We start from the raw sequence: 24,225 nt of genomic DNA on the forward strand, positions 1-24,225 counted from the left end.
GTGTCTGTCGCTCTTTGGCAACAATGTCTGGATTACCTGCAGGACGAACTGAGCGCCCAGCAGTTCAATACCTGGATCCGTCCCTTGCAGGCGGAAGAAGGCGAGTCCAACGAGCTTTGCCTGTTGGCCCCCAATCGCTTCGTGCGCGATTGGGTCAGTGATAAGTACGCCAAGCGCATCAGTGAGCTGATGCGTGAACTGTCGCCGGCGAAGCCTCCCAAGGTGTCGCTGTCTGTCGGCAGTCGGCGGGCCGCGCCTGCGCCCCAGCCGCGTGAGTTGGGTAACCCCGTTTCTGCTGGCCCGCGCCCGGCGCCGGCTGGGCCGGCGGTGCATACGCCCCCCCGGGGCGATTACGCCGATGAGCGCGAGATCGATCAGATGCGGGATGAGGGGGCCAGGCGTCCTGCCGCTAACCCCCGTCAGGTGCAGGTCGAGGGCAGCCTCAAGCACCAGAGCGGCCTCAACCCCAACTTCACCTTCGAAACCTTCGTCGAGGGCAAGTCGAACCAGTTGGCCCGTGCCGCCTCGCGGCAGGTCTCCGAGAATCCCGGGGGCGCCTATAACCCGTTGTTCCTGTATGGCGGTGTCGGCCTGGGCAAGACGCACCTGATGCATGCGGTGGGCAACCAGCTGGCCGGGCGCAGCGAGAACGCCAAGGTGGTCTATCTGCATTCCGAGCGTTTCGTGGCCGACATGGTCAAGGCGCTGCAGCTCAACGCCATCAATGACTTCAAACGCTTCTACCGCAGCGTGGATGCCCTGCTGATCGACGATATCCAGTTCTTCGCCGGTAAGGAGCGCTCCCAGGAAGAGTTCTTCCATACCTTCAATGCGCTGCTCGAAGGCGGTCAGCAGATGATCCTGACCTCTGACCGTTATCCTAAGGAAATCAGTGGGGTAGAGGAGCGTCTCAAGTCACGCTTCGGCTGGGGACTGACGGTGGCCATCGAGCCGCCGGAGCTCGAGACTCGGGTCGCGATCCTGATGAAGAAGGCCGATCAGGCCAAGGTCGACCTGCCTCACGACGCGGCCTTCTTCATTGCCCAGAAGATTCGCTCCAATGTGCGCGAGCTCGAAGGGGCCCTCAAGAAGGTCATCGCCGATTCCCATTTCATGGGCAAGACGATTACCCAGGACTTCATCCGCGAGTCCCTGAAGGACCTGCTGGCCCTGCAAGACAAGCAGGTGGGGGTCGACAACATCCAGCGCACCGTCGCCGAGTACTACAAGATCAAGCTGGCCGATCTGCTCTCCAAGCGTCGCTCGCGCTCGGTGGCGCGCCCTCGTCAGGTGGCCATGGCCCTGGCCAAGGAGCTTACCAACCATAGCCTGCCGGAGATCGGCGACGCCTTCGGTGGGCGCGATCACACCACGGTGCTGCATGCCTGCCGCAAAGTGCAGGCCCTGCAGGAAGAGAACGCGGATATTCGCGAAGACTACAAGAACCTGTTGCGCCTGCTGACCAGCTGATGGCGGCCGACCGGTTACTCTCGCATCACGTCATCGAATTCAGGACAAGAGTGGAGCTCCCATGAAATTTTCCATCTCCCGCGAAGCCCTGCTGCGCCCTCTGGCGCTGGTCGCCGGCGTGGTCGAGCGACGCCAGACCCTGCCGGTACTGTCCAATGTGCTGATCCAGGTTCAAGACACCCAGGTAGCCCTGACCGGCACCGACCTCGAGGTCGAGCTGATCGGCCGCACCGCCCCGAGCCAGGTTGATGAGCCGGGCTCGGCCACGGTGCCGGCACGCAAGCTGATGGATATCTGCAAGTCGCTGCCCGAGCAGTCCGAGATCCAGTTCGTGCTGGAAGACGGGCGTGCCGTGCTACGCAGCGGTCGCTCACGCTTCACGTTGTCCACCCTGCCGGTGGCCGAGTTTCCCAATATCGAGGACGGCCAGGGCAGCGTCGAGCTCAGCCTGCCGCGGGGCACCCTGAAGCACCTGATCGAGTCGACCTCCTTCGCTATGGCGCAGCAGGACGTGCGCTACTACCTGAACGGCATGCTGCTCGAGCTGCGCTCCAATCTGGTGCGCACCGTGTCGACCGACGGTCACCGCCTGGCGGTCTGCTCTCGCCCGGCCGACATCGAGGTCGAACCGGCCCAGAAGTTGATCGTGCCGCGTAAGGGGGTGCTCGAGCTGTCGCGCCTGCTCGACGACAGCGACGAACCGGTCAGTCTGACACTGGGCTCCACCCATGTGCGCGCTCATACCGGCGAGTTCACCTTCACCTCGAAGCTGGTCGACGGCAAGTTCCCGGACTACGAGCGGGTGGTGCCGCGTAACGGTGACAAGGTGTTCATCGCCGACCGCGCCGAGTTGCGTCAGGTGCTGTCACGGACCTCGATCCTGTCCAACGAGAAGTATCGTGGCGTTCGACTGCACCTCGAGGAGGGCAACCTGCGGGTCATGGCCAACAACCCCGAGCAGGAAGAGGCTGAAGAGAACGTGGCCATCGAGTATTCAGGGCCGGCCATGGAAATCGGCTTCAATGTCGGCTATCTGATCGATGTGTTGGGGGTGCTCGACGAGGACCGCGTGCAGATGACCCTGGCCGATCCCAACAGCAGCGCCCTGATGGAAGAACCGGGCGGCGGCGATGCCATGTACGTGGTCATGCCGATGCGCCTCTGATTTCATCCCTCCCTGCACCACGGATGATGCCCGGTTCACCGGGCATCCCGGGAAGCGTGTCATGACCCTCGATCGTCTCGCCTTCATGGGGTTGCGTAACCTCTCCCGCCTGGAAATGACGCCCCGGCCGGGGATCAACGTCATCGTCGGAGCCAATGGCAGCGGCAAGACCAGTCTCCTCGAGGGGATCCATATCCTTGGTATGGGGCGCTCCTTCCGCACCCAGCAGCTCAAGCACGCCATCGATCATGACCAGCAGGCGATGACCCTCCATGGGCGTCTGGTCGGCGACCCGTCGGTGCCGCTAGGCATTCGCCGGCGTCGCGACCAAGCCGAGCTAGAAATGCGCATGGCCGGCGAGCGGGTAGCTCGGGTCTCCCAGCTGGTCGAGGCGCTCCCCCTTCAGCTGATCAATCCCGATGCCTTCCGGTTACTGGAAGGGGCGCCTTCCGCACGTCGCGAGTTTCTCGACTGGGGCGTGTTTCACGTGGAACACGAGTTCCTCGAGGCCTGGCGCCGCGTGCGGCGGGCTCTGAAACATCGGAATGCGCTTCTCAGGCGTGATAGAATGGATGGTCGTTCACTGGACGTCTGGGACCACGAGCTGGCGCAATGGAGCGAGCGTCTGGACGCGCTGCGGCACGCCTATATGGATGCCTTTCTGCCGGTGTTCGAGGACACGCTCGACGAGCTGCTTCCGCTGCCTGGCCTGAGCCTGCGCTACTCGCGAGGCTGGGATCGGCAGCGCAGCCTCGCGGAGGTGCTGCGCCAGGGACGGGACACCGATAGCCAGATGGGCTTCACCCAGCAGGGTCCGCAGCGAGCCGATCTGAAGCTTCGCGTGCAGCGACGTCCGGCGGTCGAGGTGCTGTCTCGCGGCCAGCAGAAGCTGGTGGTCAGCGCACTCAAGCTGGCTCAGGGGCGGTTGCTGGAGATGGCCACGGGGCGGACCTGCATCTACCTGATCGATGATCTGCCTGCCGAACTCGATGCGGCTCACCGTCAGGTGTTCTGCCGCTGGTTGGAGCGCATGGAGTGCCAGGTGTTCATCACCACTGTCGATCCCGAGGTTCTCGCTGGGGGCTGGCAGTCGACAACGCCAGTGGCAATGTTTCACGTGGAACATGGCCGGCTGGCGGCATACGGAATGAAAGACTTCACGACGGAGTAGTCAATGAGCGAACAGGCTTACGACTCATCGAGCATCAAGGTACTCAAGGGGCTGGATGCCGTACGCAAGCGTCCCGGCATGTATATCGGTGACACCGATGACGGTACCGGCCTGCATCACATGGTGTTCGAGCTGGTAGACAACTCCATCGATGAAGCACTGGCGGGGCACTGCAGCGAGATTCGGGTCGTCATCCACCCGGATGAATCCATCACCGTCAGCGACAACGGCCGCGGCATCCCCACCGACATCCATGAGGAAGAGGGCGTGTCGGCGGCGGAAGTGATCATGACCGTGCTGCATGCCGGCGGCAAGTTCGACGACAACTCCTACAAGGTCTCCGGTGGTCTGCACGGGGTCGGGGTCTCGGTAGTCAATGCGCTCTCCGAAGAGCTGAAGCTGACCATCTGGCGTGCCGGCCAGGTGCATGAACAGATCTATCATCATGGCGTGCCGGCATCACCGCTGGAGGTAGTCGGCAAGACCGAACAGAGCGGTTCACGGGTCCATTTCCGGCCGTCCCCCGAGACGTTTGCCAACATCGAGTTTCACTACGACATTCTCGCCAAGCGCCTGCGCGAGCTGTCCTTCCTGAACTCCGGGGTGGCGATTCGTCTGATGGACGAGCGCAGCGGCAAGGAAGAGCTGTTCCACTACGAGGGCGGCCTCAAGGCCTTCGTCGATCACCTCAACACCAACAAGTCGGTGCTGAACCCGGTCTTCCACTTCAACGTGGAGCGCGAGGACGGCGTCGGCGTCGAGGTGGCGATGCAGTGGAATGACACCTTCGCCGAGAACATCTTCTGCTACACCAATAACATCCCGCAGCGCGACGGCGGGACGCACCTGGCCGGCTTCCGTGCCTCGCTGACTCGTAGCCTCAACAACTACATCGAGGCCGAGGGGCTGCTCAAGAAGTCGAAGGTCAACACCTCTGGCGATGATGCCCGGGAAGGCCTGACCGCGATCATCTCGGTCAAGGTGCCGGATCCCAAGTTCTCCTCCCAGACCAAGGAGAAGCTGGTGTCCTCCGAGGTCAAGACCGCCGTCGAGCAGGAGATGGGACGCCAGTTCTCCGATTACCTGGTCGAACGGCCGAACGAGGCCAAGGCGATCGTCAACAAGATGCTCGACGCCGCCCGCGCCCGCGAAGCGGCCCGCAAGGCACGCGACATGACGCGTCGTAAGGGTGCGCTGGATATCGCCGGGTTGCCTGGCAAGCTGGCCGATTGCCAGGAGAAGGACCCGAGCCTGTCCGAGCTGTACCTGGTCGAGGGCGATTCGGCCGGTGGTAGTGCCAAGCAGGGGCGTGATCGTCGTACGCAGGCGATCCTGCCGCTCAAGGGCAAGATCCTCAACGTCGAGAAGGCGCGCTTCGACAAGATGCTGTCCTCGGCCGAGGTTGGCACCCTGATCACGGCGCTGGGCTGTGGCATCGGGCGTGAGGAGTTCAATCCCGACAAGCTGCGCTATCACTCCATTATCATCATGACCGATGCCGATGTGGACGGCTCCCACATCCGCACACTGTTGCTGACCTTCTTCTTCCGTCAGATGTCGCAGCTGATTGAGCGTGGCCATGTCTTCATCGCCCAGCCGCCGTTGTACAAGATCAAGCGTGGCAAGCAGGAAAGCTACCTGAAGGACGAGCAGGCGCTGGTCAATTACTTGACCACCACCGCCCTGGACGGTGCCCGCCTGCACGTGAATGCGGATGCTCCCGGGATCGGCGGCGAGCAGCTTGAGACGCTGGTGCAGCAGTACCGCGATGTCATGAATCGCATTGATCGCCTAGCGCGGGTCTATCCCAGCGAGGTGCTGCGCAAGATCGTCCATGCCGAGAGCCTGGCGGGTGAGGAGAGTCTCAAGGACCGCGCCCTGATGCAGCGCTGGATCGATGAGCTGCAGGGCGAGATGGATGCCCTGATCGCCTACGAGGGCGGCCCCCGTTACACCTTCGAGCTCCAGGAAGACACCGAGCGTGGCCTCTTCCTGCCCGGCGTGACCCTGACCGCCCACGGTGTGTCGACCGATTATGTGTGGGGCATGGATTTCTTCCGTAGCGCCGACTATCAGGCCATGACAGGGCTCGGCGATACGCTGGAAGGACTGCTCGAGGAGGGCGCCTATGTGTCCCGTGGCGAGCGTCAGCAGCCGATCACGACCTTCTACGAGGCTCTGGAATGGCTGATGAAGGAGGCCCAGCGCGGCTTCTCCATCCAGCGCTACAAGGGGCTGGGGGAGATGAACCCCGATCAGCTGTGGGACACCACCATGAACCCGGATACCCGTCGAATGCTCCGCGTGACCATCGAGGACGCGGTGGCGTCCGACATGATGTTCAACACCCTGATGGGGGACGAGGTGGAGCCGCGGCGCGACTTCATCGAACGCTTCGCTCTGGTGGCCAACCTGGACGTGTGATGTCCAGTGAGCGCCATGTTTTATGTGAAGCGTGTTCCACGTGAAACATGGCGCGACTTCCTATCTCTACAACGACCGAGGCCGGCATTCGCCGGCCTCGTGTCGTTGGGGGGCCGAACTAACGGCCTCATGAAGCCTTGGGCTGGTCCTCGGTCGCGCCCAATGCAGAAGCGCCAGGCGCCACGTCGTCGCGTCGAGAATCGTCAACGGCGACACTGTCCTCGATCAGCCAGGTCACGAACGCGGACAGGTCGTCGAACACCCTGGCCTGCGCCAGTCCCTCCCCCTTAGCCTCGGTTTCTCGGCCCTTGCCCGTGCGGACCAGGGCGCTGCGACAGCCAATGGCTTCGCCTGCCTGCAGGTCGCGCAGACTATCTCCCACCATCCAGCCCCGCTCTAGGCCGGCCAGTCCCAGCCGGTCGCGGATCGTTGCCAGCAGCCCCGATCGGGGCTTGCGGCACTCACAGTCATCATCTGGGCCATGGGGGCAGTAGACGATCTGCTCGATCTTGCCACCGGCCGCTTCTACCAGGGCCACGAGGTGTGCATGAATCTCGTCCACCACGGTGTCATCGAAATAGCCCCGAGCGATGCCAGACTGGTTGGTGGCCACGGCCACGGTCCAGCCGTCGCGAGACAGGCGCGCGATGGCATCGATGGCGCTGGGGTAGGGGGTCCACTCGTCGAGAGACTTTATGTAGTGATCGGAGTCCTGGTTGATGACGCCATCTCGATCGAGGATCACCAGTTTGGGAGCAATGGGCATGAGGGGATCTCAGTAGGGAGTCGCAAGGTTTTAGTGTAGGCGGGTGTTTCACATGGAACAAACGTGAGGCCGAGGGAAGGCATTGTCGGCAAATTGTGAGTGTTTCACATGAAACATCCGGCTCAGGTGCAGCGGAACAAAAAAAGGGCCCGCCTGGCGGGCCCTCTCTGTGGCGAGCGTCGACGCGGGGCGCCGCCCCATCGCCCGGTTACTGCTGAAGTTCGGCGATATCGGCCACGCCCAGGAACAGGGCCTGGAGATTGGCCAGCAGGGCCAGGCGGTTGCGGCGGACGCCATCGTCCTCGGCCATCACCATGACCTCATCGAAGAAGCGATCGACGGGCTCACGCAGGCTGGACAGGGCATCCAGCGCCTCGCTGTAGCGGGCCTCGGCGAACAGCGGCGTCACGGCGACTCGGCGCGCTTCCAGTACCTCGGCCAGGGCATGCTCCGCGGCTTCCGCAAGCAGATTGGTATCGACATGAGTCGACCCGTCGTGCTCCTGCTTGGCCAGGATGTTGGCCACGCGCTTGTTGGCGGCGGCCAGGGCGGCGGCTTCCTCCCGCTGGCTGAAGGCATGCACGGCCTGTACACGGCGAGCGAAGTCCAGCGGCTTGGTCACGGGGCGGGCACGCACGGCGAGGTAGACCTCGACGGCGATGCCCTCGTCCTGGGTCCAGGCCCGGAAGCGGTCGAGCATGTAGTCGAGGACATCATCGACCAGTCCCTCGGCCTTGGGCAGATCCTGATGCTGTGCCGCGGCCAGCTCGAGCAGCTCGCGCAGATCCAGGTCCAGCTCGCCCTTGATCAGGATGTTCAGCACGCCGATAGCGGCACGGCGCAGGGCGAAGGGGTCCTTGGCGCCGGTGGGGCGTGCGCCGATGCCGAAGATGCCGGTCAGGGTGTCGAGGCGATCCGCCAGGGCCAGTGCCTGGCCGGTGCGGGTCTGCGGGATGACATCGCTGGCGAAGCGCGGCAGGTATTGCTCGTACAGGGCCTGAGCCACGTCCTCGGCCTCACCGTCCTGGCGGGCGTAGTAGCAGCCCATGATGCCCTGCAGCTCGGGGAACTCCAGCACCATCTCGGTGACCAGGTCACACTTGGCAAGCTGGGTGGCGCGCTCGGCATGACCGGCATCGCCGCCTATCTGCTCGGCGATGAAGCGGGCTACCGGTACGCTGCGCGCGGCCTTGTCGGCCAGGGTGCCCAGCTGCTGCTGGAAGACCACGCTGGCAAGCCCCTCGCGGCGGTCGGCCAGCGCCGTCTTGCGGTCGATGTCATAGAAGAAGGCCGCATCGGCGAGACGCGGACGGATCACCTTCTCGTTGCCCTCGATCACCTGCTGCGGATCACGGCTTTCGATGTTGGCGATGGTGATGAACAGCGGCTTGAGCCGGCCATTGGCATCGAGCAGGTGGAAGTACTTCTGGTTGGCCTTCATCGAGGAAATCAGGCACTCCGGCGGCACTTCCAGGAAACGTTCGTCGAAGCTGCCGGTGAGGGCCACCGGCCATTCCACCAAGCCACTGACTTCGACCAGCAGATCCTCGTCGATCACCGCCTCGGCGTCCTGACACTCGGCCTCGGCGAGTACCTGTTCGCGGATGCGTTCGCGACGACGGTCGCGGTCGGCGAGCACATAGGCCTCTTCCAGGGCGCCTAGATAGTCATCGGCATGGGCCAGCGCAATCGCCTCGGGGGCGTGGAAGCGGTGGCCATAGGTGGTGCGGCCGGCCGCGAGCCCCAGGACCTCGGCCTCGACGATCTCGTTGCCATAGAGCATCACCAGCCAGTGCACCGGACGCGAGAACTCGATGCGCGAGCTGCCCCAGCGCATGTTCTTGGGCACCGGCAGGCCGGCGATGGCCTTGGCGACGATCGCCGGCAGCAGTGCGGTGACGGCTTCGCCCTGCTGCTGTTCGCGATAGCCAAGCCAGGTGCCCTTGGGGGTCTCGAGATGGATCAGGTCATCGACGCTGACGCCGCAGGAGCGGGCGAAGCCTTCGGCGGCCTTGGTGGCCACGCCGTCCTTGAAGGCGGCGGCCAGCGCCGGGCCGCGGCGCTCGACCTCGCGGTCGGGTTGCTTGTCGGCCAGGGCCTCGATCTGGACGGCGAGCCGGCGGGGCGTGCCATAGGCACGTACCTCGGCGAAGGGCACCTCTGCCTCGGTGAGGCCCTGACGCAGGCTCTTGGCCAGGGCGTCCGAGAGGCTGTCGATGGCACTCGGCGGCAGTTCTTCAACGCCGAGTTCGATCAGAAAGGTATCGGTGGCCATGGCTCAGGCGTCTCCTTGTTCGGCTAGCAGTTCGCGTTTCAGGGCGTCCGGGGCCATCGGGAAGCCAGCGGCCTTGCGCGACTCGTAATAGGCGTTGGCCACGTCGCGGGCCATGGTGCGTACGCGCAGGATGAAGCGTTGGCGCTCGGTGACCGAGATGGCATGGCGGGCATCGAGCAGGTTGAAGGTGTGGGAGGCCTTGAGCACCATTTCATAGGCCGGCAGCGGCAGGCCGGCCTCGAGCAGCTTGCTGCACTCGCGTTCCTGATAATCGAAGGCATCGAACAGAGCCGGCACGTCGGCGTGCTCGAAGTTGTAGGCCGACTGCTCGCGCTCGTTCTGCAGGAATACATCACCGTAGGTGACCGTCGAGCCGTCCGGGGCGATGGTCCAGACCAGGTCGTAGACGCTGTCGACGTCCTGCAGGTACATGGCGATGCGCTCGAGGCCATAGGTCAGCTCGCCGGTCACCGGATAGCATTCGATGCCGCCGGCCTGCTGGAAGTAGGTGAACTGGGTCACCTCCATGCCGTTGAGCCACATCTCCCAGCCAAGCCCCCAGGCGCCCAGGGTCGGCGATTCCCAGTTATCCTCGACGAAGCGGATATCGTGGACCAGCGGGTCGATGCCGAGACGCTCCAAGGAGCCCAGATAGAGCGCCTGGAAGTCGGCGGGTGAGGGCTTCATGACCACCTGGAACTGATAGTAGTGCTGCAGGCGGTTGGGGTTCTCGCCGTAGCGGCCATCGGTCGGCCGGCGCGAAGGCTGTACGTAGGCAGCGTTCCAGGTCTCCGGGCCGATGGAGCGCAGGAAGGTGGCCGGGTGGAAGGTACCGGCACCGACTTCCATGTCCAGCGGCTGCATGATCGCGCAGCCCTGTTCGGCCCAATATTGCTGCAGGGCGAGGATCAGGCCCTGGAAGGTTTTCACGTCTGGCGTCGACTGTGTCATTGGTGAAGCACCGTTGGCCCATGAATTCAAGAACCGCCAAGTATACAATCAGAGGTTAATCGGATATAGGCGCGCGGACGGATTGAGCCGGGTGCCGGGACATGATGAGGAATCAACGATGATCGTAGTCACAGGCGGTGCCGGCTTTATCGGCGCCAATCTGGTCAAGGCGCTGAATGCTCGCGGCCGCGACGACGTGCTGGTGGTGGATGATCTCTCCGACGGCACCAAGTTCGTCAACCTGGCCGACTGCACCCTGGGGGATTACCTCGACAAGGATGACTTCCTGATGCGTGTCGAGGCCTCCCTGCGCGGCGACGATGCCGGCCTGCCGGAGATCGAGGCGATCTTCCACGAAGGCGCCTGCTCCGACACCACCGAGTGGGACGGCCGCTTCATGATGGAGAACAACTTCGAATACTCGAAGGTGCTGCTCCACTTCTGCCAGGCCAAGGGCATCCCCTTCCTGTATGCCTCGTCGGCGGCGACCTACGGCGGCAGCGAGGTGTTCGTCGAGGCCCCGGAGCACGAGAAGCCGCTCAACGTCTACGGCTACTCCAAGCTGCTGTTCGATCAGTACGTGCGGGCGCGCTGGAACACCTTCACCAGCCAGGTGGTGGGGTTTCGCTACTTCAACGTCTACGGGCCCCGTGAACAGCACAAGGGCAAGATGGCGAGCGTCGCCTACCATCACCACACCCAGGTCCAGGCCGGCCAGAATCCCAAGCTGTTCGGCGCCTGGGATGGCTATGAGGCCGGCATGCAGAGCCGCGATTTCGTCTATGTCGGCGACGTGGTGGACGTCAACCTGTGGTTCCTCGACCATCCGGAATGCTCGGGCATCTTCAACCTGGGCACCGGCCGGGCCGAGCCGTTCAAGGCTATCGCCGACACCGCGATCGACTACTACGGCAAGGGTCAGATCGACTTCATCGACTTCCCCGACGAGCTCAAGGGCCGCTACCAGAGCTATACCCGCGCCGACATCACGCGCCTGCGCGAGGCCGGCTACACGGCCGAATTCAAGACCGTCGCCGAGGGCGTGCGCGAGTACCTGGAGTGGCTGAATGGCTGAAGCCGGCGAGCGGATCCTGGTGGTGGGCCCCTCCTGGGTCGGAGACATGGTGATGGCTCAGAGCCTGCTGATGACGCTCAAGGCGCGCCACCCCGGCTGCACCCTGGGGGTGGTTGCCCCCGGCTGGTCGTTGCCGATCCTCGAGCGCATGGCCGAGGTCGACGAGGCGCTGGCTCTTGAAGTCGGCCACGGCGAGTTCGGCCTCGCCGCCCGCCGCGAGCTGGCGGGCCGGCTCAAGGGTCGCTTCGATCGTGCCATCGTGCTGCCACGGTCCTGGAAATCGGCGATGGTGCCCTTCCTGGCCCGCATTCCTCAGCGCCTTGGCTTCACCGGCGAGCAGCGGCTGTGGCTGCTCAACGAGCGGCGTCGCCTGGACAAGACGGTGCTCGATCAGACCGTCAAGCGCTTCGTGTCCCTGGGGCTGTCCGAGGACGATGCGGCCAGCGGCGAGTTCGCCATTCCGCGCCCGCGCCTGGCGGTGGACACGGATAACCTGGTGGAACTCAGGCTCACTCACCAGCTGTCCTCGCGCCCGGCCATCGGCATGATGCCGGGGGCCGAGTACGGCCCCGCCAAGCAGTGGCCCCTCGAGCACTTTCATGCACTGGCGGCGAAGCTGGTCGCCGAGGGCTACGAGATCCGGGTGTTGGGTGGGCCGAAGGACGCCCCCGCCGGGGAGGAGATCTGCGCGGGGTTGTCCCACGCTCATAACCTGTGCGGACGCACGCGCCTTGCCGATGCCGTGGACTTGCTCGCCGACTGCGAGCAGGTGGTGACCAACGACTCGGGGCTGATGCATGTGGCTGCCGCCGTCGGCACCCGGGTGCATGCCATCTACGGCTCCTCGACGCCCGCGTACACGCCGCCGCTGACCGACAACGCCCGGATTCACTACTTGGCGCTGTCCTGCTCGCCGTGCTTTGCCCGCGAGTGTCCGCTGGGCCACACCAACTGCCTGAAGGACATCTCCCCCGAGCGGCTGTTGGCGGCCATCCTGACGGCATCGCCCAGGGTGCTCACCCCTGCCGGTTGATGCGCTCGTTCTCGTAGAGTTCGTTGAGCTTGGCGTACTTCATGTAGGCACGAAAGGCGGTGGTCATCGCGACGGTCATGCCGTCGCTGCCCTGGAAGATGCCTCCCTTGAGGATCAGTTTGCGCAGGGTGGCGGTCAGGGCATGCAGCGCCGGTGCCCAGGGGGAGGCCTTGACGCCGCGATCCTTCATGGCCCAAGCGTCCCGAGAGGAGAGCTGGTTGATGCGCTCGATCCAGTGCTTGAGGTCATGATAGGTGAAGTGATGCAGGTGGGCGCCGGTCTGCTCGATGCGTGGCGCCTTGACGGCGGCATGGCCCTTCTTCGGCTCGTAGCCCGACCGGGTCCGGTTGTAGAGCCGGGTGACCGAGTCAGGATAGAAGCCTGCGGCGCGGATCCAGTGGTGGCCGACATAGTTCTTGCGCCGGAAGGCATAGCCGACGTCAGGGTCCTCGAGCGACAGCGACTGGATCTTGGTCACGGCATCGTCGTCGAGCCGCTCATCGGCATCGAGGGCCAGGATCCAGTCGTGGCTGGCCGAGGGCACGCCGAAGGCCTTCTGTGGTCCATCACCCAGGTAGGCCTGCTCGATCACCCGAGCGCCCTCGGCCTCGGCGATCCTGACGGTGCCATCCTGGCTTAGCGAGTCCACCACGATGACCTCGTCGCAGACCCGAAACAGTGAACGGATACAGTCGGCGATCAATTGTTCTTCATTGAGAGTGATGACCACTCCGGTGATTGGCATCATGGTGCGATCTCTTGTTGAGCGATGACGAGCATGGTGACCTCGCGGCGGATACCGAGCAAGGGCGTGGCCGGCGCGAGCCAGCCGCCCGGAAGGAGGATTTAATCCTCGAGGCACAGCCGCGTATAGTACTCGGGGTTGCGCTCGGGAGACCAATATCGCCGGTCCGGCCTTTGCCCTTGTCATTGGGAGTCATTGTTGAAGATCATTCATGTCAACCTCGCCAAGGGGTATCGCGGCGGGGAGCGTCAGACCGAGCTGCTGATTCGGGAACTGGCGACGCGACCCGATGCGCGCCAGTGGCTGGCCTGTCGCCGGGATTCGCCGCTGCGTCAGCGGCTGGCCGGAGTTCGCGAGCTTGGCTTTATCGCGGCCGATCACCAGCTGGCCGGTCATCGTGCGGCCGGCCGGCTCGCCGCGGATATCGTGCATGCTCACGAGGCCAAGGCCGTTCACTGGGCGGGGCTGCATCATCTGCGCTATCGGGTGCCCTACCTCCTGACCCGCCGGGTCGACACACCGATCAAGGACAAATGGAGCAACCGGCTCTTCTATCGCGGTGCGGCCAGCCGGGTGGCGATCTCTATGCCTATTCGCCAGCAGCTCCTCGAGCATGGCTGGGGCGAGGCGGCGCTGATTCCCAGTGTCCACTCCGGAGGCGAGACCGATCCTGGCGTGGCGAGGGCGCTGCGGGCCGATTTCCCCGGCAAGTACCTGATCGGGCATGTCGGTGCCCTGGTCGATCGCCATAAGGGGCAGCGGGTGCTGATCGAGGCCGCACGACACCTCGAGACGCACCGTCCCGACCTGCAGGTGCTGTTCTTCGGTCGTGGCGAGGATGCCGAGCGACTTGAGGCCGAAGCCGCGGGTCTGGGCAACGTCACCTTCATGGGCTTCAAGGACAATATCGGCGACTACCTGCCGGGACTCGACCTCTTCGCCTTCCCCTCCCGCAACGAAGGGCTGGGATCGGTGCTGCTGGATGTCATGCACGCTGGGGTGCCGATCGTGGCCTCCCGGATCGGCGGCATTCCCGACATTGTCCATGACGAGGAGACAGGGCTGCTCGTGCCGCCCGATGATGCCGTGGCCCTGGCCGAGGCCATCGGGCGCCTGAAGGATGATGCCGTGCTGGCACGCCGGTTGGTCGATGGTGCGCGGGCACGTCTCGATCGCTATACCCCGAAGGCCATGGCCGAGGCCTACTGGGGGCTTTATCAGGGGCTGGTGGCCATTCGCTGATCGGCCGGGGTGGACGCGGCGGATGCGTAGCGCAGAATACGCCTCTGCTATTGCGAGAAACGAAGCGGCCAGCAGATGATCCAGGGATGAGGCCGTTAGGTGCAGGGATGCCGTCTAATCAGAACGCCGATGCCTTCCATCTTTGAGGGGCGGCGACGACGGGGTAAGTCTCGGCATGAACGCACTGGCCAAGTTGCACAAGAACGCGCACAAGTTTCACTTCTATTCGCGTCAGGCCGCCGGCCTGGCGGTGCCGGCGGCCATGCACCGCCGTCGCCTGGCGAGGATACTGGGCGAGCTCGCAATCCTCGACGAGGAGGTGCGCCGGGATATTGAGACCCGGGTCGCCTACTACAATCAGCAAGCGATGCCCTTCACGCTGGGTGAGGCCGCGACTCGGGTGAGCACCTTCACCCGGGACAAGAGCTGGGCCTACTATCTGGATCTGCTTGGCTACCTGCGCTTCTTCCCACGTCACCTGCGCTTTCATCATCGCTTCGGCGATGTTCGCGAGGTGCCGGATGTTCCCACCTTCGTCAAGAGCCGCCCGCTGAGCGAAAACAACCGCAATTCCGTGCTGCTCAAACTGAACACGGTGCGCCATTACTACATCTATCCCGATCGTACGCCCTATACGGCCAAGCGGGATCGGGTGGTATGGCGCGGCGCTTGCCATCGGCCGCACCGTCAGGCCTTCGTCGAGCGCTTTCACGACCATCCCCTCTGCGATGTTGGCGACGTGCGGCGCAGTGCCCAGGGCCAGCCCTGGTATCGGCCCTTCCTGAGTGTTCCGGAGCAGCTCGAGTACAAGTTCGTGCTGAGCATCGAAGGCAAGGACGTGGCCACCAACCTCAAGTGGATCATGGCCTCGAACTCCCTGTGTCTGATGACGCGGCCGCGCTTCGAGACCTGGTTCATGGAGGGGCGGTTGATCCCGGGCCATCACTATGTCGAGCTGGCTGAGGACTACAGCGATCTCGAAGAGAAGCTTGCCCACTATCGAGCGCACCCGGAAGAAGCTCAGCGTATCATCGCCAACGCCAACGCTTACGTGGCACAGTTTCAGGACGCCTGGCGCGAGCGGCTGGTCAGCCTGCTGGTGATGGACAAGTACTTCGCTCGCTCGGGTCAGCCGTCGCTCTTGTCGTGGTAGCCGGCGAGGATCGCGGGCAGCGATGCACTCGCACCGAATTTCTTAAGCGAGCGCTCCAGACGTGAAAGGTTGCCGGCCTGCCATCGGCCCGGCTGGCGCAGGCGGCAGCGATCCAGGTCGATCAGGAACACCTCGCCGCCCGGGGTGACGAGCAGGTTGCGGGCGTTGAGGTCCACATGGTCGAGGCCTGAGTCATGGAAGCGGCGGATGGTGGCACCGACCCGCTCGAGCAGGGCGGCATCGGCATCTGCCAGGCAGTCGGCCAGGGCGCGGGCGCCGGTCAGGCGCACGGTGATCAGCGCGGCCTGATAGGTGAAGCCGTGCTGCCAGACGCCGGCCGCGACCGGGCGTGGCACCGGCAGGCCCTTGGCGTGAAGGGCGGCGGTCAGGCGAAGCTCGCGAAAGGCGCGGGTGCGTTCGCGTCCGGTCCATAGATAGTGTGCGTCGTTCACGCGGGCGATCAGACCGCCGCGCCGGTAGGGGCGCAGCACCCATTGCTCATCCGGCCGGTCGGGGGCGGTGAGAAAGAGGCTCGCCCCGCGCCCCGGGGCCTCGCCGGTCACGGCGTCGCGTTCGCGCCAGTAATCCGGGAAGAACCAGCGCGGCTCCAATGGCATGGAAGACGCACATCGGCCGCGTGCCGCCCCTTCTTGAGCACCAATACCGGGAGGTTCCAGTGGCTTTCCCCCGTCACAAAAGCGCTCCGCATCATATAGAATGAAGTTCTTTTCTTTCTGGAACGTTGCCAACTGCATGAAGCATCCTCTGCCCGCCCACCCCACGCACCTGTGCGTGCTTCGGCTCTCGGCCCTGGGCGATGTCTGTAACCTGGTGCCGACCGTGCGTGCCCTGCAGCGCCAGTGGCCAGGCGTGCGCATTACCTGGATCGTCGGTAAGGCGGAGCACAGTCTACTGTCGGGCCTGACCGGGGTCGAGTTCGTGGTCTACGACAAGGCGACCGGACTCGCCGGCATGCGCGAGATCTGGCGCACGCTCAAGGACACCCGCTTCGATGCGCTGCTGCACATGCAGCAGTCGCTGCGCGCCAGTGTGCTGTCCCTGGGGCTGCGTTCCCGGGTGCGCATCGGGTACGACAAGGCTCGGGCCAAGGACTGGCAGCACTGGTTCACCCAGCATCAGCTGGCGCCGCATCCCCGTGCTCATGTGCTCGAGTCCTTCATGGACTTCGCTCGAGAGCTCGGCGTTGAGGACCTGACGCCCGAATGGGACCTGGCGATTCCCGAGGACGCCCGGCGCGAGGCGCGCCAGGTCAGCGGCGAGGGGGAGTACGTGCTGATCAGCCCCTGCGCCAATCCGCGGCTTCGCAACTTCCGCAACTGGTCCGCCGAGGGCTATGCCGCGGTGATCGAGCACCTGTGGAGCCGCCACGGCCTCGCGACGGTGATGAGCGGCGGCGGCAGCACCCAGGAGCGGGAGATGGGCGCGCGCATCCAGGCGCTTTGCCCCGAGGGGGCGGTGATCGACGCCATCGGCGGCACCTCGCTGAAGGGGCTGCTGGCGTTGATCGACGGCGCCTGCGCGGTGGTCGCCCCCGACTCCGGCCCCGTGCACATGGCCAACGCCCTGAATACCCCGACCGTGGGGCTCTATGCCACCACCAACCCGGAACGCGCCGCCCCCTACCGCTGGCGCGCGCATGTCGTCAATCGCTATCCCGAGGCCGTGCGCACCTACCTGCACAAGTCGCCCGACGAGATCGTCTGGGGCACGCGGGTGCGTCACCCCGATGCCATGTCGCTGATCCACGCCGAAGACGTGATTGCCCACCTCGACGCCCTATTGCTGGAGCCCCGTGATGAAGCTTGACCTGACCGCTCTCGAACAGGCCCGCCTGCTGGTGGTGGGCGACGTGATGCTCGATCGCTATTGGCACGGGGGCACCTCGCGGATCTCGCCTGAGGCCCCGGTGCCAGTGGTCAAGGTCAATGACGGTGAGGACCGTCCCGGCGGCGCCGCCAACGTGGCCCTCAACATCGCCTCCCTGGGCGCCCACGCCGCGCTCGCGGGTCTGGTCGGCGATGACGAGAATGCTGACCTGCTGACCCATCGCCTCGAAGACTCCGGAGTGAGCACACACTTTCAGCGCAGCGCCGAGATCCCGACCATTGCCAAGCTCCGGGTGATGAGCCGCAACCAACAGCTGATTCGCCTGGACTTCGAGCAGGCCCTCGATGAGGTGGATACCCAGGACCTGCAGGCTCGGGTCGAGGCACAGCTCGGCGACGCCGACCTGGTGATCCTCTCCGATTACGGCAAGGGCACCCTGAATCGCGTCGAGTCGCTGATCCCGCTGATCCGCGCCGCCGGCAAGCGGGTGCTGGTCGACCCCAAGGGCAGCGATTTCCGCCGTTACCGCGGGGCCAGCGTGGTCACCCCTAACTTGACCGAGTTCGAGGCCGTGGTTGGCCCCTGCCGCAGCGACGAGGAGCTGGCCGCCAAGGGCGAGGCACTCCGCGCCGAGCTCGATCTCGAGGCCCTGCTGATCACCCGCAGCGAGAAGGGCATGACCCTGATCCGCGGCGATCATGCTCCGCTTCACCTGCCGACCCGGGCCCGCGAGGTCTACGACGTCACCGGCGCCGGCGATACCGTGATCGGCGTGCTGGGCCTGGCACTGGCCGCCGGCCACGGCTTCCCCGAGGCCATGACGCTGGCCAACCTGGCCGCAGGCCTGGTGGTAGCCAAGCCGGGCACCGCGACCCTCTCGATCGCCGAGCTCTATACTGCCCTGCACGGCGACAAGCTGGCCGAGTTTGGCCTCATCCAGGCCGCGCCGCTGGTCGAGGCAGTGCGTGCCGCTCAGGCCCGCGGCGAGAAGGTGGTGATGACCAACGGCTGCTTCGACATCCTGCATGCCGGCCACGTGGCCTATCTCGAGCAGGCTCGCCGGCTCGGCGACCGGCTGATTGTGGCGGTCAACGATGATGCCTCGATCGCCCGGCTCAAGGGCCCCACCCGGCCGATCAACCCCCTTAACCGGCGCATGCAGGTGCTCGCGGGCCTGGGCGCCGTGGACTGGGTGGTGCCCTTCGGGGAGGACACTCCCGCAGCGCTGATCGAGACCGTGCTGCCCGACGTGCTGGTCAAGGGCGGCGACTACCGGCCCGCCGACATCGCCGGGGGCGAGGCGGTGATCAGTAACGGCGGCGAGGTGCGGGTGCTCGACTTCGAGGACGGCGTTTCTACCACCGCGATGATCTCGACCATCCTCGACCGGGAGCGCTGATGCCCGCCCGCTGGCCCCGGCTCGCCTACTCGACGGCGCTCTATGGCCTCGCGCCGTTGATCTGGCAGCGGGTCTGGCGTGAGCAGGCGCTCGCTCACCCGCGGCGAGAACGTCTCGGGCTGATTCCCCACTCCTCTGCGGGCACATCGGCCGACGGCCTCGCCGAGCGTCCCGTGACCTGGCTTCATTGCGCGTCGGTCGGCGAAGTGCTGGCGGCCCGGCCGTTGATCGAGGCGCTGGTCGCCGCCCGCCCCGGCCACCAGTTGGTGGTCACCACCATGACCGCCACCGGCGCCGACCGGGTTCAGGCCCTGGCCGACAAGCTCAATACAGAAGGTGCTGGCGCGATAGTGAGCCATCACTTCGTTCCCCTGGATTTCCCCGGTGCCGCGCGGCGCTTCGTCGACCGCCTCGCCCCGGTACAGGCGATCTTCTTCGAGACCGAGCTGTGGCCCAACCTGCTCGCCGCCTGCCGTCGTCGGGGCGTGCCGGTGGCGGTGGTCAACGGCCGCCTGTCGCCCCGCGCCTTCGCCCGCTACTTGAAGATCCGCCCACTGATGGCGGCGGCGCTCGCCAACGTCGACTGGCTGGCCGCCAAATCCGACGAGGACGCCGAGCGCTTTCAGGCGCTGGGCATGGCCGAGGCGAACACCGCCATGGTGGGCTCCCTCAAGTTTGATATGTGTGCCTCCGACGAGGATCTCGAGCGAAGTGAGCGCTTGCGTACCTGGCTCGGCGAGCGGCCGACCTGGGTCGCCGGCTCGACCCACCCCGGCGAAGACGAGCCGCTGCTCGCCGCGCATCGGCGCCTGCTCGAGACGCATCCCGAGGCGCTGCTGATCCTGGTCCCCCGCCACCCTCAACGCTTCGATGAGGTGGCCGCTCTGTGTGAGACGCAGGGTGAGACACAGGGCATGCGCGTGGCGCGCCGATCCCGGGACGAGCGCCCCGGTCCCGAAACAGAGGTCTATCTCGCCGACACCATGGGCGAGCTGTCGACGCTCTATGGGGCCGCGGATATCGCCTTCGTCGGCGGCAGCCTGGTACCGATCGGCGGCCACAACCTGCTCGAGCCCGCGGTGCTGGGAGTGCCGGTGGTCACCGGGCCGTCGCTCGAGAACTTCAGCGACGTCGCCGCGACCCTGCGTGAGGCCGGAGCGCTCACCGAGGTGCCTGATGGCGAGGCGCTGGCGGCGACCCTGGCCGCGTTCCTCGACGACCCGGCGGCTCGGGACCGCCTCGGCGAGGCGGGGCGACGAGTGGTGGCGGCCAACCGGGGCGCGCTTTCGCGCACCCTCGATGGCCTGGGTCGGATGCTGGAGGCTAAAGGGGTAAGGGCGAAGTAAGTATTCGCTTACGACTGGCCTTTCTCGATGCGCTCCACGCCCTGGGCGCCGCCGAGTAGCAGCACATCGGCACTGCGCGCGGCGAACAGGCCGTTGGTGACCACACCGACGATGGCATTCAGGCGGGCCTCCATGGCCACCGGGTCCTCGATCATGAACTCATAGCAGTCGAGGATCTGGTTGCCGTTGTCGGTCACCACCCCGTCGCGGTAGACCGGTGTGGCGCCTAGCTTGACCAGCTCCCGGGCCACGTAGGAGCGCGCCATCGGAATCACCTCCACCGGCAGCGGGAAGTCACCCAGCACCTCGACTCGCTTCGAGGCATCGGCGATGCACACGAAACGCTCGGCGCAGGCGGCGACGATCTTCTCACGGGTCAGGGCCGCCCCGCCGCCCTTGATCATCTCTAGGCGAGGGTTGATCTCGTCGGCGCCGTCCACGTATACCGGCACCGTTCCCGCCTGGTTCAGCTCGACCACCTCGATGCCATGATCGCGCAGGCGCCGGGCGGTGGCCTCGGAGCTGGCCACGGCGGCCTGGAAGTCGTCGCGCAGGGCGGCCAGGCGGTCGATGAAGCGGTCGGCGGTGGAGCCGGTGCCGACGCCGATGATCACCTCGCGGCCGAGCAACGGGCGAATTTCCTCGATGGCGGCGGCGGCCACTGCGTCCTTCAGTTCGTCTTGAGTCATGGGAGCTCGCTTGGGAATGGCGGAAGGGTGGCGGCGATTATAGGTCAGTTGGGCGCCCGTGTTGATGCTTCCGCCCTCCGGCGGTGACGGCGCTGGACGCCACGGCTGCGGGTCTGCTACCAATAGAAGCTTTGCCACGCACGCGTTGATCGCATGGCGCCCGCCATGCCGCTGCCCTTGGGACATCAGGATGCTCGAAGAAACCGTCAAGAAGATACTCACCGCCCGGGTCTATGAAGCCGCTCGGGAAACGCCGATTTCACCGGCCACCATCCTCTCCAAGCGTCTGCACAACCAGATTCTGATCAAGCGCGAAGACCTGCAGCCGGTCTATTCCTTCAAGATCCGCGGCGCCTACAACAAGATGGCGCAGCTCACTGAAGAGCAGAAGGCCAAGGGCGTGATCGCCGCCTCGGCGGGCAATCATGCCCAGGGGCTGGCGTTGGCCGCCAAGCTGATGGGCGTGAAGGCGGTGATCGTGATGCCGCGCATCACCCCGGAGATCAAGGTCCAGGCGGTGCGGGCGCGGGGTGCCAAGGTGATCCTCAAGGGCGATGCCTTCGCCGCCGCGGCCGCCCACGCCCAGGAGCTGATCGAGGAGCACGGCTACACCTATATCCCGCCCTTCGACGACATCGACGTGGTGGCCGGTCAGGGCACCATCGGCGTGGAGATCCTGCGCCAGCACGGCGGCCGCCTGGATGCAGTCTTCGTGCCGGTGGGCGGCGGCGGCCTGATCGCGGGCGTGGCGGCCTACATCAAGTACCTGCGCCCCGAGATCAAGGTGATCGGTGTCGAGTCCGAGGACAGCGCCAGCTTCAAGGCGGCACTGGAGGCAGGCGAACGCGTGGTGCTGGATCAGGTCGGCGTCTTCGCCGAGGGCGTCGCCGTGGCCCAGGCCGGCGAAGTGCCCTTCGCCGTCGCCAAGGATCTGATCGACGAGATCATCACCGTCAACGCCGACGAGATGTGCGCCGCGGTCAAGGACATCTTCGAGGATACCCGGGCGGTGGCCGAGACCTCCGGCGCCTTGTCGCTGGCCGGCCTGAAGAAGTATATCCAGCGCGAAGGCGCCGAGGGCGAGACGCTTCTGTGCATCAACTCGGGCGCCAACACCAACTTCGATCGCCTGCAGCATATCGCCGAGCGCACCGAGCTCGGCGAGCAGCGCGAGGCGATCCTGGCGGTGACCATCCCCGAGCGGCCGGGCAGCTTCAAGCGCTTCTGCAAGGCCATCGGCAAGCGCATGGTCACCGAGTTCAACTACCGCTACGCCGACCCCGACGGCGCCCATATCTTCGTCGGCGTGCAGGTCAAGCCGGGCGGCGAGGACCGCCAGGCGGTGATCGGCAAGCTGCGTGACGCGGGCTACCCGGTGGTCGACCTCACCGACGACGAGATGGCCAAGCTGCATATTCGCCACCTGGGTGGCGGGCGTCCCAAGGAGCAGTTCGAGGAAGAGGTCTATCGCTTCGAGTTTCCCGAGCGCCCCGGGGCGCTGATGAACTTCCTGACGCACCTGCCGGCGGACTGGAACATCTCGCTGTTCCATTACCGCAACCACGGCGCCGCCTATGGCCGGGTGCTGGTCGGCATGCAGTTGCCCAGTGATGATCGCTCCCACGTCGAGGAGTACTTCGATGCCATCGGCTATCGCTACTGGAAGGAAACCGACAACCCGGCCTATCGACTGTTCATGGCCTGAGTCTGGTGGATATCACTGTGTGTAAGCGGTAACTAACGGCTAGCCTTAGCTATGGCAGGCGTTTTATCATGTGCTCAGGCTATCGAGGCAATTGTCATTCTTTAGGCTTAGCCGTATAGTCTTTTTACGTCGTTTGTCAGACGACGCTTACATCTTTTGTTACGACATCATGGAGTTGGCAATGAAACGCAAGCCCGATCTGGTCATGGCGCTGGTGCTGGTCTTCGGCCTCGGAGTGGTCGCCACCGGTTATGCCCAGGCCCTGGGCGGTAGCTGATTCCCAGGCTTCGCCAGAGCTCTTGCAAGAGCCCCCGCCAGACCCTGTACGCATCATCCAGGCGCCTTACCCGGATGAGCCCAAAAAGACCGGCCACTGCTCAGTCAGTGGCCGGTCTTTTATTGTGCCTGCGTATGCTCGCGTGACGTGCTCTCAGGGCCGCAGCACCCGGGCGTCGCTGACGATGGCGTCCAGCGGCACGTCCCAGCTCGCCACCGGCAGGGTTGGCACGCGCTGGCAATCATGGGCCAGGCCGATCAGCTGGGGGCGTGGGCCCCGCTGGCGGGTGAAGGCGAAGCTTCTATCGTAGAAGCCGCCCCCCATGCCCAGGCGCTGGCCCTGGGCATCGAAGCCGACCAGCGGCATCAGCACCACCTCCAGGGCCCAGGCGGGCAGGCGCCGGGCATGATGGGCGCCATGGCGGGTGTCGGGTTCGCGGATGCCGAAGCGATTGCTGACCATCGGCGTGCCGCTGTGGTAGCGCACGAACCACAGCCGGTTGTGGGTCAGCGGCGCCAGCACCGGCAGATAGACCTGGGCGCCCCGCCGCTCCAGCCAGGCGATCAGCGGCCGGGGGTCGATCTCGCTATCGTTGGGCAAGTAGAGCGCCACGCGCCGGGCACGACGCAATTCCGGCAGGCCACGCAGGCGGCGACACAGGGCCTTGGCGGCCTGGCGCTGCTGTCGCGGGGACAGGGCGCGGCGTCGGCGGCGCAGGGTGCGGCGCAGCTCGCGTCGCTGAGTCTGGGTGTCGTCGGGCTGGGTGGGCAGGCCGGAGGGCGGCTCGCCGCCGTGAGGGGCACGGCAGATGGGCGTATCGGTCAGGGGCGCATGAGGCATGGCGTCTGAACTCATGGCGGGCGGCGGATGAGCGGAGGTTTCCCAGAATGCCGCTGTCGTTCTGGCCCTTGAACCCATTGGTTCAAGGTGGGTGGCCGCAGACAGACCGTCAGGCTTTCCGTCGCGCGGACATGCACACGGGCCTGTCTAGCATGTGGCCCCCTGGGTAATGCGCATAGGCTCGAGGGACTGTAACGACTGGCGCACATTCCAGGAAACGCCCTCATCCTACCAGAGCGGGACGAGGCGCCAAAGCGCAGATTGCTCAGTCGGTGCTAGTGGCGCCCAGCACCCGCTCGAGCCGCTCGTTGAGGCGGTTGAGGCTGTCCTCCCCGGCCTTGCGCTCGTCGAGCACCTGCAGGAGCTCGTGGGTGATGTTCAGTGCCGCCATGATGGCGGTCTTCTCGGTGCCGAGCACCTTGGACTGCGAGTGGATGCCGTGCATGGCACGGTCCAGATAGCGGGCGGCGCGATCGAGCTGGTCCTGCTCGTCCGGCGGACAGGCGATGACGTAGCTGCGGCCCAGGAGGGTGATGTCGGCGGTACGCCGGGCGTCATCGGTCATCGGTGGGCTCCAGACCGGGCCAGCGACGGGCCCGATGCGTTACTATGAAAGATATCGATTCACTATAAGAGAGCCGCTCGCGAGCG

Annotated in this window: 20 protein-coding genes and 1 other RNA gene; 12 read left to right on the top strand and 9 right to left on the bottom strand. The window is 65.4% G+C overall.

The genetic code is table 11. The annotated features are described in order from the left end of the window. The 4 genes from dnaA (at position 1) to gyrB (ending at position 6,230) form a co-directional block, all read left to right on the top strand. Positions 1–1,470, top strand: coding sequence for a chromosomal replication initiator protein DnaA (gene dnaA / locus IEJ03_RS00005; protein ID WP_192035735.1), 1,470 nt, complete (start codon positions 1–3; stop codon positions 1,468–1,470). Positions 1,471–1,531: 61 nt separating this feature from the next. Then, a complete protein-coding gene (gene dnaN, locus IEJ03_RS00010) occupies positions 1,532–2,635 on the top strand; it encodes a DNA polymerase III subunit beta (protein ID WP_192035736.1) in 1,104 nt (367 codons plus the stop codon). Between the two features lie 61 nt (positions 2,636–2,696). Beyond that, complete coding sequence (gene recF / locus IEJ03_RS00015; protein ID WP_192035737.1) at positions 2,697–3,806, top strand: DNA replication/repair protein RecF; 1,110 nt, start codon at positions 2,697–2,699, stop codon at positions 3,804–3,806. Positions 3,807–3,809: 3 nt separating this feature from the next. After that, positions 3,810–6,230 carry a DNA topoisomerase (ATP-hydrolyzing) subunit B gene (gene gyrB / locus IEJ03_RS00020; protein WP_192035738.1) on the top strand — a complete coding sequence of 807 codons (2,421 nt, stop codon included), beginning with the start codon at positions 3,810–3,812 and terminating at the stop codon, positions 6,228–6,230. A 127-nt stretch (positions 6,231–6,357) separates the two neighbouring features. Here the strand turns inward: gyrB and gmhB are convergent, their stop codons facing one another. The 3 genes from gmhB to glyQ all read right to left on the bottom strand — a co-directional run bounded on the left by gmhB (position 6,358) and on the right by glyQ (position 10,222). Next, the gene (gmhB, locus tag IEJ03_RS00025) at positions 6,358–6,996 is read right to left on the bottom strand and encodes a D-glycero-beta-D-manno-heptose 1,7-bisphosphate 7-phosphatase (RefSeq protein WP_192035739.1); all 639 of its coding nucleotides are present in this window, start codon (positions 6,994–6,996) and stop codon (positions 6,358–6,360) included. Between the two features lie 208 nt (positions 6,997–7,204). Beyond that, positions 7,205–9,271, bottom strand: a complete 2,067-nt coding sequence (gene glyS / locus IEJ03_RS00030) for a glycine--tRNA ligase subunit beta (RefSeq protein ID WP_192035740.1) — start codon at positions 9,269–9,271, stop codon at positions 7,205–7,207. 3 nt (positions 9,272–9,274) lie between these two features. Continuing rightward, positions 9,275–10,222: a glycine--tRNA ligase subunit alpha gene (glyQ, locus tag IEJ03_RS00035; protein WP_192035741.1), complete on the bottom strand. Its 948-nt coding sequence runs from the start codon at positions 10,220–10,222 to the stop codon at positions 9,275–9,277. A gap of 118 nt (positions 10,223–10,340) precedes the next feature. Between glyQ and rfaD the strand changes: the two genes are divergently transcribed. After that, positions 10,341–11,297 carry an ADP-glyceromanno-heptose 6-epimerase gene (gene rfaD, locus IEJ03_RS00040; RefSeq protein WP_192035742.1) on the top strand — a complete coding sequence of 319 codons (957 nt, stop codon included), beginning with the start codon at positions 10,341–10,343 and terminating at the stop codon, positions 11,295–11,297. Beyond that, positions 11,290–12,330 (top strand): lipopolysaccharide heptosyltransferase II, encoded by a 1,041-nt coding sequence (gene waaF, locus IEJ03_RS00045; RefSeq protein ID WP_192035743.1) that lies wholly within the window; start codon positions 11,290–11,292, stop codon positions 12,328–12,330. Before rfaD ends, waaF begins: the two co-directional genes overlap by 8 nt. On the opposite strand, the gene IEJ03_RS00050 is transcribed toward waaF, so the two are convergent. Next, positions 12,314–13,078: a glycosyltransferase family 2 protein gene (locus IEJ03_RS00050; RefSeq protein WP_192035744.1), complete on the bottom strand. Its 765-nt coding sequence runs from the start codon at positions 13,076–13,078 to the stop codon at positions 12,314–12,316. The genes waaF and IEJ03_RS00050 overlap by 17 nt on opposite strands. A gap of 195 nt (positions 13,079–13,273) precedes the next feature. Between IEJ03_RS00050 and IEJ03_RS00055 the strand changes: the two genes are divergently transcribed. Together IEJ03_RS00055 and IEJ03_RS00060 are read left to right on the top strand one after the other, a co-directional pair. Next, positions 13,274–14,317, top strand: a complete 1,044-nt coding sequence (locus IEJ03_RS00055; protein WP_242458001.1) for a glycosyltransferase family 4 protein — start codon at positions 13,274–13,276, stop codon at positions 14,315–14,317. Positions 14,318–14,492: 175 nt separating this feature from the next. After that, a complete protein-coding gene (locus tag IEJ03_RS00060; protein ID WP_192035746.1) occupies positions 14,493–15,470 on the top strand; it encodes a glycosyl transferase family 90 in 978 nt (325 codons plus the stop codon). On the opposite strand, the gene IEJ03_RS00065 is transcribed toward IEJ03_RS00060, so the two are convergent. Further along, positions 15,446–16,225 carry a 3-deoxy-D-manno-octulosonic acid kinase gene (locus IEJ03_RS00065; protein WP_192035747.1) on the bottom strand — a complete coding sequence of 260 codons (780 nt, stop codon included), beginning with the start codon at positions 16,223–16,225 and terminating at the stop codon, positions 15,446–15,448. The two genes, IEJ03_RS00060 and IEJ03_RS00065, sit on opposite strands and share 25 nt — an antisense overlap. Here IEJ03_RS00065 and IEJ03_RS00070 point away from each other — a divergent pair. The 3 genes from IEJ03_RS00070 to waaA are packed head-to-tail and all read left to right on the top strand — an operon-like array spanning position 16,224 to position 20,063. Then, on the top strand, positions 16,224–17,297 hold the full coding sequence (locus IEJ03_RS00070; protein ID WP_192035748.1) for a glycosyltransferase family 9 protein: 1,074 nt from the start codon (positions 16,224–16,226) through the stop codon (positions 17,295–17,297). The two genes, IEJ03_RS00065 and IEJ03_RS00070, sit on opposite strands and share 2 nt — an antisense overlap. Continuing rightward, on the top strand, positions 17,287–18,717 hold the full coding sequence (gene hldE / locus IEJ03_RS00075) for a bifunctional D-glycero-beta-D-manno-heptose-7-phosphate kinase/D-glycero-beta-D-manno-heptose 1-phosphate adenylyltransferase HldE (RefSeq protein ID WP_192035749.1): 1,431 nt from the start codon (positions 17,287–17,289) through the stop codon (positions 18,715–18,717). Before IEJ03_RS00070 ends, hldE begins: the two co-directional genes overlap by 11 nt. Then, the gene (gene waaA, locus IEJ03_RS00080; protein WP_192035750.1) at positions 18,717–20,063 is read left to right on the top strand and encodes a lipid IV(A) 3-deoxy-D-manno-octulosonic acid transferase; all 1,347 of its coding nucleotides are present in this window, start codon (positions 18,717–18,719) and stop codon (positions 20,061–20,063) included. The genes hldE and waaA overlap by 1 nt, the downstream gene beginning before the upstream one ends. 8 nt (positions 20,064–20,071) lie before the next feature. Here the strand turns inward: waaA and rpiA are convergent, their stop codons facing one another. Next, positions 20,072–20,752, bottom strand: a complete 681-nt coding sequence (gene rpiA, locus IEJ03_RS00085; RefSeq protein WP_192035751.1) for a ribose-5-phosphate isomerase RpiA — start codon at positions 20,750–20,752, stop codon at positions 20,072–20,074. 190 nt (positions 20,753–20,942) lie between these two features. Between rpiA and ilvA the strand changes: the two genes are divergently transcribed. Next, positions 20,943–22,457, top strand: a complete 1,515-nt coding sequence (gene ilvA / locus IEJ03_RS00090; protein ID WP_192035752.1) for a threonine ammonia-lyase, biosynthetic — start codon at positions 20,943–20,945, stop codon at positions 22,455–22,457. A gap of 430 nt (positions 22,458–22,887) precedes the next feature. On the opposite strand, the gene IEJ03_RS00095 is transcribed toward ilvA, so the two are convergent. The 3 genes from IEJ03_RS00095 to IEJ03_RS00105 form a co-directional block, all read right to left on the bottom strand. Beyond that, the gene (locus IEJ03_RS00095) at positions 22,888–23,574 is read right to left on the bottom strand and encodes a 5-formyltetrahydrofolate cyclo-ligase (RefSeq protein WP_192035753.1); all 687 of its coding nucleotides are present in this window, start codon (positions 23,572–23,574) and stop codon (positions 22,888–22,890) included. Positions 23,575–23,609: 35 nt separating this feature from the next. Continuing rightward, positions 23,610–23,794, bottom strand: a non-coding RNA gene (ssrS, locus tag IEJ03_RS00100) — 6S RNA. A 45-nt stretch (positions 23,795–23,839) separates the two neighbouring features. After that, entirely contained in the window at positions 23,840–24,139 is a 300-nt protein-coding gene (locus IEJ03_RS00105) for a cell division protein ZapA (protein ID WP_192035754.1), read from the bottom strand. Between the last annotated feature and the right edge of the window lie 86 nt (positions 24,140–24,225).

This window comes from Halomonas sp. YLGW01 (assembly GCF_014840935.1).
In the GTDB taxonomy this organism is placed as follows: Bacteria; Pseudomonadota; Gammaproteobacteria; order Pseudomonadales; family Halomonadaceae; genus Onishia.

Excerpts from the sequence above, each read along its gene's own strand:
- waaF (WP_192035743.1), top strand. The coding sequence starts at position 11,290 with ATGGCTGAAGCCGGCGAGCGGATCCTGGTGGTGGGCCCCTCCTGGGTC.
- rfaD (WP_192035742.1), top strand. The coding sequence starts at position 10,341 with ATGATCGTAGTCACAGGCGGTGCCGGCTTTATCGGCGCCAATCTGGTC.
- IEJ03_RS00105 (WP_192035754.1), bottom strand. The coding sequence starts at position 24,139 with ATGACCGATGACGCCCGGCGTACCGCCGACATCACCCTCCTGGGCCGC.
- rpiA (WP_192035751.1), bottom strand. The coding sequence starts at position 20,752 with ATGACTCAAGACGAACTGAAGGACGCAGTGGCCGCCGCCGCCATCGAG.
- IEJ03_RS00070 (WP_192035748.1), top strand. The coding sequence starts at position 16,224 with ATGAAGCATCCTCTGCCCGCCCACCCCACGCACCTGTGCGTGCTTCGG.
- hldE (WP_192035749.1), top strand. The coding sequence starts at position 17,287 with ATGAAGCTTGACCTGACCGCTCTCGAACAGGCCCGCCTGCTGGTGGTG.
- gyrB (WP_192035738.1), top strand. The coding sequence starts at position 3,810 with ATGAGCGAACAGGCTTACGACTCATCGAGCATCAAGGTACTCAAGGGG.
- IEJ03_RS00050 (WP_192035744.1), bottom strand. The coding sequence starts at position 13,078 with ATGATGCCAATCACCGGAGTGGTCATCACTCTCAATGAAGAACAATTG.
- ilvA (WP_192035752.1), top strand. The coding sequence starts at position 20,943 with ATGCTCGAAGAAACCGTCAAGAAGATACTCACCGCCCGGGTCTATGAA.
- glyS (WP_192035740.1), bottom strand. The coding sequence starts at position 9,271 with ATGGCCACCGATACCTTTCTGATCGAACTCGGCGTTGAAGAACTGCCG.
- recF (WP_192035737.1), top strand. The coding sequence starts at position 2,697 with ATGACCCTCGATCGTCTCGCCTTCATGGGGTTGCGTAACCTCTCCCGC.
- IEJ03_RS00065 (WP_192035747.1), bottom strand. The coding sequence starts at position 16,225 with ATGCAGTTGGCAACGTTCCAGAAAGAAAAGAACTTCATTCTATATGAT.
- gmhB (WP_192035739.1), bottom strand. The coding sequence starts at position 6,996 with ATGCCCATTGCTCCCAAACTGGTGATCCTCGATCGAGATGGCGTCATC.
- waaA (WP_192035750.1), top strand. The coding sequence starts at position 18,717 with ATGCCCGCCCGCTGGCCCCGGCTCGCCTACTCGACGGCGCTCTATGGC.
- dnaN (WP_192035736.1), top strand. The coding sequence starts at position 1,532 with ATGAAATTTTCCATCTCCCGCGAAGCCCTGCTGCGCCCTCTGGCGCTG.
- IEJ03_RS00060 (WP_192035746.1), top strand. The coding sequence starts at position 14,493 with ATGAACGCACTGGCCAAGTTGCACAAGAACGCGCACAAGTTTCACTTC.
- glyQ (WP_192035741.1), bottom strand. The coding sequence starts at position 10,222 with ATGACACAGTCGACGCCAGACGTGAAAACCTTCCAGGGCCTGATCCTC.
- IEJ03_RS00095 (WP_192035753.1), bottom strand. The coding sequence starts at position 23,574 with ATGCCTCATGCGCCCCTGACCGATACGCCCATCTGCCGTGCCCCTCAC.